Genomic DNA, 14,174 nt, shown 5'->3' with positions numbered 1-14,174 from the left:
ATTTATAATTAATAAATTTAACATATTTAAAGGCTGAATGCTAGATAACATCTAACTTTCAGCCATCGAAAATTTTATACTTTCCTGTACTTTAAAAAAGACTGCACATAGTGCAATCTTTTATTATCTAGTTAAATTTTGAAGGAAATATATCAGTAACTCCTACAGTTGTTTCAGTATATTGAGCATCAGTAGATGCATCCGTTCCAGTATCATCTGTTTCTTCTGAAGAGTTTGTTTCCCCACTATTAGTTTCACCTGTTGTATCACTGGAAGTATTTCCTGTTGTGCCTCCAGATGGATTCTTCTTTACCTTTAGCTTTACAGCTTCATTCTTCTTAACCTCTTGAGTGTATCCTGTTATTGAATAGTTAACATAATCATCACCTGACACAGTACCACTTATTTGATATGAAAGTCCTGCACTTTCTAAAGCTGCTATAGCTTCAGATAATGATTGACCTATATACACATACTCAGAAACATTGTAAGATTTCTCAACATATTTCCCTATAGTAAGTGTAACTGCTGTTCCAACTTTAACATCAATTCCATAAACTGATTGATTAATAACCATTCCATTCTCAGATTCATTTGATGTATCTTCAGTGTTAATAGTCACTTTAACACCTTGATTTTCTAAAGTTGCTACTGCCTCACTTTGATTATATCCTATAACATTTTTAACAGTTACCCATTTTACTTCTTTTCCTAAACTAATTATCAAAGAAATTTTACTACCCTTTTCAACTTCTTGATTCTTATTTATTGATTGACTAATAACATATCCATATTCTACTGTATCGCTATAATCATATGAAAGAGTTGCTACAAGCCCTCTATCTTCTAATGCACTAACTGCTGCCTCACTACTTAAGTCTCTTACATCTGGTACTTTTACTTTTTCTACACCGCTAGAAACAACTACTTTTACAGTAGTATTAGCTTTCACCACTGTTCCTTCAGATGGATTACTAGATATTATATACCCTTCCTTGTAATTCTCATCATATTTCCTTGAATCAACTTGCAAAGCTAAACCTGCTTTTTTTAACGCACTCTCTGCTTCTTCTTGTGATAATCCAACTATTTTAGGTATAGAAACCTCCTTAGCTCCACCAGTAAAATACATACCAAAAGGTACCATAATAGCTAGTATAGCTATTGTTATAATTCCTATAATTATTCCCTTCCTTGACTTTCTTTGCTTATTTACCGTTGTTTCTTTTGCTCTCTTTACAGGAATATTTTCTAGTTCATCGTCATCTTCTTCATATTCATCACCATCATATTCATCATACTCATCATAATCATCGTCAACAACTGAGCTATTAACAACCTTAGCCTGAGCCTTATCTACTTTGGTAGTATTCATTTGTTTTTCACTTATAGGAGTCATTATTATTGTTTTGCTGTCATATGCACTTGCCTTACCATTAATAATTGCATTAGGATTATCCTTAATTTTCTGCAAATCCACCATTAATTCTTTTATATTATCATATCTATCACTAGCTTCTTTTGCCATACATTTTAAAACCAATGTATTTAAACTATCTGGTATTGATAAATTAATACCTTTTGGTGGCACAGGTTCTTCCTGTATGTGCTTTAAAGCAATTGTCACAGGTGATTCTCCATCAAAAGGAAGTCTTCCTGTTAGCATTTCATATAAAACAATACCTAATGAATAAATATCTGACCTTCCATCGATAAATGTTCCTTTTGCCTGCTCTGGAGATAAATAATGGGCAGACCCCATAATTGTTGTTGTATTAGTTATTGTTGATGCTGTAGAACTTTTAGCAATTCCAAAATCAGTAACCTTGACATCACCATTTTCTGTAACTAAAATATTTTGTGGCTTAATATCTCTATGAATAATATTATTTCTATGAGCACACTCTAATGCTTTGGCTATTTGGATAGCAATTTCTATTGCTGTAGTATAATTTAGCTTTCCACTATAAACAATTAGATCCTTTAATGTTTTTCCGCTTACATACTCCATAACAAAATAATCTATGTTGCCTTTTTCTTCATGACCTACATCTAAAACATTAACAATATTAGTATCAGATAAATTTGCTATTGCTGTTGCTTCTCTCTTAAACTTTTCTGCAATGTCTTTATTATCTGAAAATTCTTTTTTCAACACTTTAACAGCCACTAATCTATTTAACTTTTTATCTTTGGATTTATAAACAATAGCCATTCCGCCTTCGCCTATTATTTCAATAAGTTCATATCTATCACCTAATATTTCTCCAATCATATTTACACCTCTCCTCCAAATAGCAAGACAGTAATATTATCTTTTCCCCCTCTAGCTTTAGCTAAATCAACTAATTTTTCACATGCTTCATTAACGTTTTTATATCTATTAACTATTTCAACCATCTCTTCTTTTTGTACCTCATTGGATAGCCCATCAGAACATAATAAAAACATGCTACTTTCATTCTTCTCAATATTAAATATATCTATTTTCACCGATGAATTAGTTCCTAAAGCTCGAGTGATAATATTCTTTTTCGGATGTACTCTTCCTTCTTCTTCTGTTATAGCTCCAGCATCTATGAGCTCTTGTACCCAAGAATGATCTTTCGTAACCTTTTTTATTTCATTACCCTTAATAGAAAAACAGCAGCTATCCCCTACATTTACCACTTGAATTATATCTCCTTTAATAAAACAACCTGTAATTGTGGTCCCCATCCCTTTACACTTATCATTTTTTTGAGATATTTCATATATTTCATTATTGGCATATTTAACTGCATTCAAAAGAAGATCTTCATTTTCTTCTGAATGCTCCATCAAATAGCGCATTATACTTTTTACAGCTAGATTACTAGCAATTTCTCCGGCATTATGTCCCCCCATGCCATCAGCAACTAAATAAATTTTAAATCGCTCATCTTCAATAAATGCTGCATAATCTTCATTTAGTTCTCTTACATTGCCAACATCACTCTTAATTCCAACCATACTGTTCCTCCAAATACACTATCTATTTTCTTCTAAATAACTTCGCCTTAGCTGGCCGCAAGCTGCATTGATATCTGTTCCCATTTCTCTCCTGACAGTTACTTCTATTCCATTATCTTTTAAAATTTCTTCAAATTCTAATATATTTTTCTTTGATGGCCTCTTTAATGTATTTTCCTTTATTTCATTTACTGGAATAAGGTTAACATGACATAGCATACCTTTTACAAGTTTAGAAAGAGATTTTGCATCTTCCTTACCATCATTTACTCCTGCCACTAGTGAATATTCAAAAGTTATTCTTCTGCCAGTCTTGTTTATATAGTACTCACAAGCTTCAAGTATTTCACTAATAGAGTATTTTTTTGCAATAGGCATAATCTCTCTTCTCTTTTCATCGCTAAAAGCATGAAGCGAGATAGCTAAAGTGACACTTAGTTCTAAATCTGCTAATTCATATATCTTTGGTACTATTCCACATGTTGATAGTGTTATATGTCTTTGACCTATGTTAAGTCCATATTCAGCATTAACAAGCTCTAAGAACTTAACAACATTATCATAGTTATCTAAAGGCTCCCCACTTCCCATAAGTACAATATTGGAAACTCTTTCTCCTAAATAATCTTGCGCCACCATTATCTCAGATAAAATTTCACCTGCAGTTAAGTTTCTTATTCTTCCTCCTAAAGTAGAAGCGCAAAATTTACATCCCATTCTGCATCCTACTTGTGTTGAAATACAAATTGAATTTCCATGCTTATACTTCATAAGAACACATTCAATTAAATTTCCATCTTTAAAAGCTAATAATATCTTTTTGGTTCCATCTATTGATGATTCATATACACGCTCAATCTTTGGCATATCTATGATAAATGAATTTTCTAACCTTTCTTTTAGTGACTTTGGAATATTATTCATGTCATTAAAATTATATACTTTTTTATATATCCATGAAAATACTTGTTTTGCTCTAAATGCCGGTTCATTATTTTCCTTCATCCAGCTTTGTAATTCATCTAATGTATAATCTAATAAATTTAACATATGTCCACCTGCTATTTCTTAACTATCTTAGCAATATAGAATCCATCCATATATTCATTTGGAAGTATTGTTAATGATCCATCTGAATTATACACAAAGTTATCCATACTTCCTAAGAATATTTTTTCAACTTGTGCATCTTTGTGCTTATTTACAAACCATTCAACATTATCTTCATTTTCTTCTTTATTTAGTGTACATGTAGAATAAATCATAATTCCACCATTCTTTAAATATTGCCATGCATTTTCCATTATTTCTCTTTGAGTTGGAATTAACTCTTTTAATGACTTTCTTGTCTTATTCCATTTTATTTCTGGTTTCTTTCTGATAATTCCAATACCTGAACATGGAACGTCAATAAGAACCTTATCAGCTGATGATACATATAAAGAATCTATTTTTGTTGCATCCATCTCTTTAATTTCTATATTATTTAATCCTAATCTCTCAGCATTATCTTTAATTAAAGATAATTTATTTTCATGTAAATCAAATCCGTAAACTTTACCTTTTCCTTCTAATAATTCAGCAATATGTGTTGTCTTTCCACCTGGTGCTGCACATAAGTCTAAAACAGTATCATTTTCTTCTAAATCTAGAAGAGGTGCCACAAGCATTGCACTTTCATCTTGAACTGTTATTGCTCCCTCTATAAATAGTGGGTTACTTTCAATTGATCTTCCACCCCTAATAATTATTGCTTCTGGACAAGCATATCCTTCTTCAATATCATATCCCATTTCTTCAAGTCTATCATAAACTTCATCAAAATCAGACTTTGTGTTATTTACTCTTACAGTAACTTTTGGTGTTTGATTTAATCCACTTAATATTCTCTTACCATCTTTTTCTCCATATTGTTTATAAATCATTCTTATAAACCATGGTTCATATGAATATTGATATGCTAATCTATCAATTACTCCATTACTTACTTCTATATCATCTGGGTTTTTAGTGTAGCTTCTTAATATACCATTTACTAATTTCCCATTTTGTTCTGAAATAGATTTAGCTAATTCAACGGCTTCATTACATGCTGCAAATTCTGGAACCTTATCTAAAAAATGCATTTGATAAATAGCAATTCTTAATATATTAAGAACCTTTTTATCCATAAGTTTAATATCTTTAACAAAATTAGATATTATTGTGTCTAATGTATTTTTTCTTCTTATTGTTCCATAAACTAATTCTGTAACTAATGCTCTGTCTTTATCATCTAAATTTGTTTCGTTTAATTCATTTGAAAGAACTAAGTTTGAATAAGCGCCCTCATCTAAAACTCTACTTACTATATTTAATGCAATTTCTCTACTGTTCATAAACTACCTCTTAATCGTTATTTCTATTATTTATTAATATAAGTCTTAACAATTGACTTATTGACATTAATGCTGCTGCCACATATGTCATCGCTGCAGCACTTAAAACCTTTTTTGCTCCTAATACTTCATTTTCTAAAAGGATAGATCTGCTTTCTAATATATCTAAAGCTCGTCTTGAAGCATTAAATTCAACTGGAAGTGTTATAAGCTGATAAAACACTGTAGCTGAAAAGAATATGATTCCTATAGTTGTTAGTTTAGGTATTGATAGGAATATTCCTAAGATAAATAATATCATAGATGCCTGACTTGCAAAATTAACCCCTGTAGCTATACTGGTTCTTAACACCAAAGGCTTATAGGCTTTTTGATGTTGTATTGCATGCCCTACTTCATGAGCAGCTATACCAGCTGCCGCAATTGAATTTCCATAAAAAATATCTCTTGATAATTTAATTAGTCTTTTGCTAGGATCATAATGATCTGAAAGTTCTCCTTCTGTAAGTAAAACTGGAACATTATAAAGACCTGCACCATCTAAGATCATTCTAGCCACTTGTTCTCCTGTGTAGCCGTTTGCCATACGTTGTTCTCTATATTTCCTATAAGTACTACTTACTTTACTTTGAGCCCAAAAAGCAATAATTACTGCTGGAATCAATATTAACATTGTTTTGTCATAATAAAAAGGATAGAACATCCAAAACTCTCCTTTCGTGATAAATCTATATAAGCTTTATTCCTTCTTCTATAGAATTACCATTTATATATTGTTCTATTGTTAAAGGCTTTCCATTAGGGAATTGCACCTTTTTAACTAATAATATACCATTACCACATGAAACTTTCATTCCTGTTTTATCTACAGATAAAACTGTCCCTGCTTCTTTATTTGAATCTTCATTTAAATAAGAACTTTCATAAATTTTCATTGTCTGTCCTTGATAACTTGTATGCGCTATCGGCCATGGATTTAGACCCCTAATTAAGTTATGTACTTCTCTTGAAGAATAATTCCAATCTATTTTTGCTATTTCCTTATTTAGCATCTTAGCATAACATGTTTCACCTTCTTGCTTAATAGGTGTAATAGTACCTTTTTGCAATCCATCGATTGTATCTACTAAAAGATTAGCTCCTCTATCCATAAGGATATCATGTAATTCACCAGCAGTCATGTCTTCTGTTATATCAATTTCATCCTTTAAAAGCATATCTCCAGTGTCTAATCCTACATCCATAAGCATAGTAGTATTACCACTCTTTTTCTCACCATTTACTATAACCCAATTTAAAGGTGCTGCCCCTCTATACATAGGTAGAAGAGAGGCGTGAAGATTTATACATCCATAGGTTGGAATATCTAATACTTCCTTTGTAAGTATCTGTCCATATGCTACAACTATTATAAAGTCTGGTTTAAGCTCCTTTAAATATTCTATTGTCTCTTTATCTTCCTTTAGTTTTAATGGTTGAAAAACTTTAATATCATGTTCTACAGCCACCTCTTTTACTGGTGAAAAGGCCATTTTCTTTCCTCTTCCCTTTGGTTTATCTGGCTGAGTAAATACTGCTTCTACTCCATATTTTTCAATCAATCTTTTTAAAGAAGGAACTGCAAAATCCGGAGTACCCATAAATACTATCTTCATATCTCTCTTTATTCCTTTCTTATTTAACGTGGTCTATATATAATATACCATCTAAATGGTCATTTTCATGTAGTATTGCTCTTGCAAGAAGTTCTTCTCCCTCAAGGATAAACTCTTCTCCCTTTTCATTAAAAGCTTTAACTTTTACATAATTAGGTCTTTCCACTTCATGTGATTCACCTGGCAAGCTTAAGCATCCTTCATCTCCGCATTGACTTCCTGAAACTTCTAGTATTTCAGGATTTATAAATACCATAAGTCCGTTTTCATCACCAATATCTACAAGAAACATTCTCTTTAAAATACCAACTTGAGGCGCTGCTATTCCAACACCATCAGCCTTATACATAGTATCTGCCATATCTTGAAGAATAATCATTTCCCTTTTGCCTATTGCTTCAACTGGCTTACATTTCTTTCTTAATACTTCGTCACCTTTTACCCTTATATTTCTAATTGCCATTATTTTATTCCTCCTAACTTAAACTATTCGGATTTATATCCATACTTACTCTTATATCATTATATACGTTATTTGCCTTATCATAAAGTAAATCCTTAATACTTTTTGAAAACTTTGATGAAAATTCACCTTTCACAATAATCTGCCACCTATAATTTTCCTTAATTTTATATATTATGCAAGGTGTTGGTCCTAAAACTTCTAAACCTCCAAACTCTTCAGCTTTTTCCTTAACCTTTTTTCCTAGAAAAATCATCTGTTTTTTCAATTCATCTTCATTTTTTCCAATACCATTAATTAATAATATTCTTCCAAAAGGAGGATATCCCATCATAGCCCTTATGGTAAATTCCTTTTCATAAAAATCTTCATAATCATATTTCTTGGCATATTGAAGGCTGTAATGTTCTGGAGTATACGTCTGAACTATTACCTCTCCCTCTTTTTCCCCTCTACCAGCACGCCCTGCCACTTGCGTAATTATCTGAAAGCTTCTTTCTGCTGCCCTATAGTCTGGTAAATTTAAAGACATATCAGCTGAAAGTATTCCTACTAATGTAACATTAGGAAAGTCTAAACCTTTAGATACCATTTGAGTACCAATTAAAATATCAGCTTCTCCTGCTTTAAAAGCATTATAGATTTTTTCATGAGAATCTTTCGCCCTTGTAGTATCAACATCCATTCTTAATATTTTAGCATTTTTTAAATATTTTCGTACTTCTTCTTCTACTCTTTCTGTACCAGCACCAAAAAATTTTACATATTTGCTTCCGCACTTTGGACACAAATTAGGCTGTTTCTTTGTTTTACCACAATAATGGCACACAAGGAAACCATTTTTGTGATAAGTCATTGATATATCACAATTTTCACAATCAAAAACATATCCACAACTTCGACATGATACAAAGGTGGAAAAACCTCTTCTATTTAAAAATAAGATAATTTGTTCTCCCTTTTCTAACTTTTGTTGCATACTAGCATATAATCTTCTACTAAAAATTGATTTATTGCCACTTCTAAGTTCTTCTCTCATATCCACTAGTTTCATTTCCGGCATGGGTCTATTATCTATTCTATGATTTAGTTCCACCAACTTCATTTCACCACTAATAGCTCTATAATAACTTTCAATTGTTGGTGTGGCAGAACCTAAGATAACTTTGCACCCTTTCAGCTTTGATATAAATTCAGCTACTTCTTTTGTTTGATACTTAGGATTTTGATCAGACTTATAAGTGTTTTCATGTTCTTCATCTATAATAATAAGTCCTAATTTTCTTGCTGGAAGGAATATGGCACTTCTTGCTCCTATAATCAATGATGCTTTTCCTTCTTTAACCCTATACCACTCATCGAATCTTTCTCCATCAGAAAGCTTGCTATGAAACAAAGCTACATTGCTACCAAATCTACCTTTGAACCTTTCAATCATCTGTGGTGTAAGGGCAATTTCCGGAACTAATACTATAGCTGATTTTCCTTCTGTGAGTACTTTTTCAACAAGCCTCATATATACCTCAGTTTTACCTGAACCAGTAACTCCTTTTAACAATATCAAATTTTCTTCGCTATCTTCAATTGCTTCAATGGCCATAGACTGCTCTGCTGTTAATTTTTTTTCTACGTCCTTATTATATTCCCTAGTGTTATATCTAAATACAATCTCCTTTTCACTTTTTATAAGCCCATGCTCTATAAGCTTGTTAAGTTTGTAAAGAGAAACTCCATGCTCCTTAGTAAGCTCACTTTTAGTGTATTTCCCTGTATTTCTTTTTATAAAATTAATTACTTCTAGATAGCCATCACTATTTTTTATACTTTCAAGATTATCATCTATATAAACAATTACGCTCCTACTTTTACTTTTAGCTCCTTTTAATATTCCAACTGGAATAAGTAGTCTTATGGCATCAATATATTTACAAAGATATTCTTCTCTTAAGAAATTAATAAGCTTAAGATCCTCTTCTGTTATAACTGGCTCTTCATTTTCAACAGAAAGTATGTTCTTTATTTTAAAAGAAACCTTTATTTCTTCTTCTTTCAAATCTAAAATAAATCCTTCTACAGGCTTACTCCTAACTCCAAAAGGAACTCTTACCATTTGCCCCACTTTAACTTTTTGTTCCATATCTAAAGGTACTTTATATGTAAATGGTCTGTCAATTTCAATTGCTTCACTATTTAATATTATTTCTGCATACAAATTTAAAATACCACCTTTATATTGGTTTAAATACTTTCTATTATATAAAGAAAAGCGCAGTTAGCGCTTTCTTAAAATCATATCAAATATGTTGCAAGCTACCTCAGATTTACTCATTTTATCTAAATTCAAAGTTTCCCCATCCTTTGATAAAATTGTAACCCTATTATCCTCACTACCAAATCCAGCATCACTTGCAGTAATATCATTTGCTACAATATAATCTAGATTTTTCTTATGAATCTTTGTTCTTGCGTTTTCTATAACATTATTGCTTTCAGCTGCAAAGCCAACTAATATCTGTTTACTTTTTCTTTCACCTAGTTCTCTAAGAATATCACTATCCCTTGTAAGGACTAAGTTCCAGCCACCTTCAGATTTTTTAATCTTCTCCTTGCTATATTCCAGTGGCTTATAATCTGCCACTGCAGCTGATTTAATAACAATATCTGAATCATTGTATTCAGATAGCATAGCTAACTTCATTTCTTCATTAGTATTAATTTTAACGGTCTTTATCCCTTTAATTGTCGGTAAATTTGTTGGCCCAGATACTAATATCACATCAGCCCCTCTATCTCTTGCTTCTTTAGCAATTGAATATCCCATCTTTCCTGTTGACCTATTTGTTATAAATCTTACAGGATCTATAGGAGCTATTGTTGGACCTGCACTTATTAGTACTTTTTTACCAACCAAATCTTGTTCTTTATTTTTAAGTTCAACTAAAACCCTCTCTACTATATCAGAAACGTCAGCAAGCTTACCTACGCCTATATCTCCACAAGCTAATCTTCCACTACCTGGCTCAATAAAACCATATCCGTAGACTTTTAACTTTTCAATATTCTCCTGTACAATTCTATTCTCATACATATTGGTGTTCATAGCAGGCGCAAATATAACTTTAGATTTACAAGCCATTATAGTTGTTGAAAGCATATCATCTGCTATGCCATTTGCAACTTTTCCTATAATATTAGCTGTAGCTGGTGCAATTAGCATTAAGTCTGCTCTTTGAGCCAATGAAATATGTTGTATTTCATGAACCTTTATCTCTTGAAAGGTATCTACTGCTACAGCATTATTGCTTAAAGATTGGAAAGTTATTGGATTTATAAATTTCGTTGCTGAATCTGTCATTATAACCCTTACATCTATATCCTTCTTTTTTAAAGCGCTGATTATATCTAATGCCTTATAAACAGCTATACCACCTGTTACACCAATTACTACACATTTTTTCATAAATCTACTCTGTTACCTCTTCATTTTTATGATAGCTTACTGCTCCTTCTTCAACTTCATGTATAGCAAGTGTTAAAGGTTTTTTTGATTTATTTGTAGTTAATGGCTCACTGCCATCTATTATTTGTCTAGCTCTTCTAGATGTTACTATTACTAAAGAGTATCTATCTTCTACCTTTTCTAAAAGTTCTGTTATTGATGGATTAATCATAGAGTTGTTCATGAATCAAGCCCTCCTTGGAATCTAATATTGTTTCTTTTATTCTATCTACTCTACATTTTTCTGCTGCTATAATACCTTCTATTTTCTTAGAAGCAAGATGTACTTCATCATTTACTACTGCATAGTTATATTTAGATACATAGTTTAATTCTTGATATGCAGATTTAAATCTTGTCATTAATGACTCAGGAGTTTCACTTCCCCTTTTAATAATTCTTTGTTTTAATTCTTCCATTGATGGAGGAAGAATAAAAATGAATACACCCTCTTCAAAGTTTTCTTTTACTTTAAGCGCACCTTGAATATCTATTTCTAAAATTACATCAATACCCTTTGATAGCATTTCTTCAACCTTAGATTTAGGTGTTCCATAATAATTTCCATATACTTCAGCATATTCAAGGAAATCATTTTGTTCTATTCTTTCAACAAATTGTTCTTTAGTAGTGAAATGATAGTTTACACCATCAACTTCTCCTACTCTTGGCTGTCTAGTTGTTGCTGATACAGAAACATATAATTCTTTATGCTTCTCAACTAGAGCTTTGCATATAGTACCTTTACCTGCACCAGATGGTCCAGATATAACGAGTAATAATCCTCTCTTATTCATTATTCATCAACCTCATCTATTGCTTCTTCTTTAGTAGATAATCTATGTGCTATTGTTTCAGGCTGAACAGCTGATAATATTACATGATCGCTATCAGTAATTATTACAGCTCTTGTTCTTCTACCAAAACTTGCATCAATTAGCATCCCTCTATCTCTAGCTTCTTGAATAATTCTCTTTATGGGTGCTGATTCCGGACTAACTATTGCAACTAATCTATTTGCAGAAACAATGTTTCCAAAACCTATATTAATTAACTTTATCCCCATGATTCTCCTCCTATTATTCTATATTTTGCACTTGTTCTCTAATTTTTTCTAAAATATTTTTTATATCAATGACTATATTAGTCATTTCCATATCACATGATTTTGATCCTATAGTGTTTGTTTCCCTATTCATTTCTTGAATAATAAAATCTAATTTTCTACCAACAGGCTCTCTTAACTCTAAAGTTTGTCTTACTTGTTGAATATGACTATTTAATCTGATAATTTCTTCATCTATTGTAGATTTATCAGCAAAAAGGCATATTTCTGTAGCAATTCTACTTTCATCTATTTCCATTGAACCTGAAAGCTCTTTTAGCCTTTCTTCTAACTTCACCTTGTAGTTTTTAGGAACATTGTCTGCTAAAGAATTTAAGTCAGATACTAAATTTTCTATCTTACTAATCTTTAGAAGTATATCTTCTTTAAGTTTTTCTCCTTCAACTTCCCTCATTTTTATCATCATTGCTAATGCTTCTGATATTAAAGGTGTAAGTTCTTCAGAGATCTCATCGATTTTATCCTCTTCTTCTACCATAGTGATAACTTCAGGAAATCTTGCTATCTGAGTTACTGTAACATCATTTTTCACACAAAGGTTATCTTCAATTTGTTTTAAGCAATTTAAATACTCCTGTGCTAATTTTAAGTTTAATTTTGGAACTTCCTGACCATCAGAATATGATTTTAGATTAATAAACACATCTACCTTTCCTCTTGAAAGTGATTCATTTATTCTTTTTCTTATTTCTTCCTCTAAAGAAATAATACTTTTAGGCATTCTGATATTAATATCTAAATATCTACTGTTCACACTTTTCATTTCTACAGTAAAAAATCTTTTTTTACCTTCTTCGCTACTGCTTCTTCCAAAGCTAGTCATACTTTTTACCATAACTTTGCTCACTAACCTTTCTTCCTGATAGTAAATAGTTTATATTCATACTTTTTTTATGTCAATATTTTGTTAACAAATTGTTCATATTCACTTTGAAATCTTTATAAATTTTTCTCTAAACACAGAATAATTTATTTCTGTAGCCACATCTTTTTCACACCAATGATGAGCACATCCACAATACTCTAAAACTACACATTGTGGTATAAATTCCATTCTTATTGCTTTCCATCCACCAGCTAATAAATTTAATATACAAGCAATACTTACAACACCTATTTCATTTTTTCCTCTAATGTCAAAGAGAGATGTTTGATGTGGAATTATCCTGCTATCAAAACCTTTACTCTCTCCTATTAATGTAATAGTTCTTACAGAACATCTCTTATTACACTTCATACACTTAAATCCTTCATTGATCTTTATAGCTTTACAAGTTTCTTTATCTTTTCTCATGCATGAAGGTAAATACACTCGCTTTTCCTTGCAATTGACAAAACTCTCTTTATATACATCATTCATAATTTCTGCACCAATCATATTTAAATAATACTGATTTTTACTTCTTCCACAAAAAATTATGTCTTCCTTACCCTTATGAGCTTCTTTATAACTATTCAGATAACTATCTACATTGCTTAAATAATTACCTAATTTATTCTCACATATGCTACACATCCATTTTGCTATCTCTTCACTATATATTAAAAATTCTTCTACAAATTCATTATCCTCTGCCTCCAGGAATAAGTACCACCCCTTTATTCTCTTAAGCTCTTCTTCAAAATCTCCTACTGCTTCCATCCATCTAATTACTAAATAAAAATCATAAAGAGTATAACTATTTATTCCTTTTTTCTTCTTTGTAAGCACTCTATTGATTAATATTCCTCTTAATTTATCAATAAAAGGCCTAAATTTTTCACTAGACTTTCTAAGCCCATTAAGACTTACATATAAATGAACAGACTTATTCATAAATGCACGTCCATTATCCATATATTCAAGCATAAGTACTCCTATAAGTAAAATTTCTATAGAATACTCTTCTCTACTTCTAAGGCTTTCAATTTTATGTTCTTCTATATACCTCATATAGTCAGCTAAAAAATCTTCACCTGTAATAATTATATTTTCCAATATTCTTTTTGATATTTTCCTAGCTGTTTCATAGCATTTTTTTGATTTTTTTTCTTTTCCTTTTAGGTCATACGTAACCAAGAT

14 protein-coding genes are annotated in these 14,174 nt (G+C 31.1%); all 14 read right to left on the bottom strand.

All coding sequences use genetic code 11. The features are described from left to right. Window positions 1-127 precede the first annotated feature (127 nt). The 14 genes from pknB to BHW04_RS05765 all read right to left on the bottom strand — a co-directional run bounded on the left by pknB (window position 128) and on the right by BHW04_RS05765 (window position 14,171). Window positions 128-2,275 carry a Stk1 family PASTA domain-containing Ser/Thr kinase gene (gene pknB / locus BHW04_RS05830; RefSeq protein ID WP_302630851.1) on the bottom strand — a complete coding sequence of 716 codons (2,148 nt, stop codon included), beginning with the start codon at window positions 2,273-2,275 and terminating at the stop codon, window positions 128-130. Window positions 2,276-2,277: 2 nt separating this feature from the next. Then, window positions 2,278-2,991 carry a Stp1/IreP family PP2C-type Ser/Thr phosphatase gene (locus BHW04_RS05825; protein ID WP_302699163.1) on the bottom strand — a complete coding sequence of 238 codons (714 nt, stop codon included), beginning with the start codon at window positions 2,989-2,991 and terminating at the stop codon, window positions 2,278-2,280. 18 nt (window positions 2,992-3,009) lie between these two features. After that, a complete protein-coding gene (gene rlmN, locus BHW04_RS05820; protein WP_022212296.1) occupies window positions 3,010-4,041 on the bottom strand; it encodes a 23S rRNA (adenine(2503)-C(2))-methyltransferase RlmN in 1,032 nt (343 codons plus the stop codon). A gap of 11 nt (window positions 4,042-4,052) precedes the next feature. After that, window positions 4,053-5,369, bottom strand: coding sequence for a 16S rRNA (cytosine(967)-C(5))-methyltransferase RsmB (gene rsmB, locus BHW04_RS05815; RefSeq protein WP_302699162.1), 1,317 nt, complete (start codon window positions 5,367-5,369; stop codon window positions 4,053-4,055). A gap of 10 nt (window positions 5,370-5,379) precedes the next feature. Next, window positions 5,380-6,072 carry a zinc metallopeptidase gene (locus BHW04_RS05810; protein ID WP_022212294.1) on the bottom strand — a complete coding sequence of 231 codons (693 nt, stop codon included), beginning with the start codon at window positions 6,070-6,072 and terminating at the stop codon, window positions 5,380-5,382. Window positions 6,073-6,097: 25 nt separating this feature from the next. Continuing rightward, window positions 6,098-7,024, bottom strand: a complete 927-nt coding sequence (fmt, locus tag BHW04_RS05805; protein ID WP_022212293.1) for a methionyl-tRNA formyltransferase — start codon at window positions 7,022-7,024, stop codon at window positions 6,098-6,100. A gap of 19 nt (window positions 7,025-7,043) precedes the next feature. Next, on the bottom strand, window positions 7,044-7,487 hold the full coding sequence (gene def, locus BHW04_RS05800; protein ID WP_022212292.1) for a peptide deformylase: 444 nt from the start codon (window positions 7,485-7,487) through the stop codon (window positions 7,044-7,046). Window positions 7,488-7,500: 13 nt separating this feature from the next. Continuing rightward, complete coding sequence (gene priA, locus BHW04_RS05795) at window positions 7,501-9,699, bottom strand: primosomal protein N' (RefSeq protein ID WP_186834934.1); 2,199 nt, start codon at window positions 9,697-9,699, stop codon at window positions 7,501-7,503. 60 nt (window positions 9,700-9,759) lie between these two features. After that, window positions 9,760-10,947: a bifunctional phosphopantothenoylcysteine decarboxylase/phosphopantothenate--cysteine ligase CoaBC gene (coaBC, locus tag BHW04_RS05790; protein WP_302699161.1), complete on the bottom strand. Its 1,188-nt coding sequence runs from the start codon at window positions 10,945-10,947 to the stop codon at window positions 9,760-9,762. Between the two features lie 4 nt (window positions 10,948-10,951). Next, the gene (rpoZ, locus tag BHW04_RS05785; protein ID WP_022212289.1) at window positions 10,952-11,170 is read right to left on the bottom strand and encodes a DNA-directed RNA polymerase subunit omega; all 219 of its coding nucleotides are present in this window, start codon (window positions 11,168-11,170) and stop codon (window positions 10,952-10,954) included. Then, window positions 11,151-11,783, bottom strand: a complete 633-nt coding sequence (gene gmk / locus BHW04_RS05780; protein WP_022212288.1) for a guanylate kinase — start codon at window positions 11,781-11,783, stop codon at window positions 11,151-11,153. The genes rpoZ and gmk overlap by 20 nt, the downstream gene beginning before the upstream one ends. After that, window positions 11,783-12,052, bottom strand: a complete 270-nt coding sequence (remA, locus tag BHW04_RS05775) for an extracellular matrix/biofilm regulator RemA (RefSeq protein WP_022168019.1) — start codon at window positions 12,050-12,052, stop codon at window positions 11,783-11,785. The genes gmk and remA overlap by 1 nt, the downstream gene beginning before the upstream one ends. A gap of 13 nt (window positions 12,053-12,065) precedes the next feature. Further along, window positions 12,066-12,947, bottom strand: coding sequence for a YicC/YloC family endoribonuclease (locus BHW04_RS05770; RefSeq protein ID WP_186834964.1), 882 nt, complete (start codon window positions 12,945-12,947; stop codon window positions 12,066-12,068). 90 nt (window positions 12,948-13,037) lie between these two features. Beyond that, window positions 13,038-14,171, bottom strand: a complete 1,134-nt coding sequence (locus tag BHW04_RS05765; RefSeq protein WP_302699160.1) for a DUF116 domain-containing protein — start codon at window positions 14,169-14,171, stop codon at window positions 13,038-13,040. Window positions 14,172-14,174 lie beyond the last annotated feature (3 nt).

Source organism: Clostridium sp. 29_15 (assembly GCF_001916075.1).
GTDB lineage: Bacteria > Bacillota > Clostridia > Clostridiales > Clostridiaceae > Clostridium > Clostridium lentum.
This window is presented reverse-complemented; position numbering and strand designations above follow the sequence as displayed.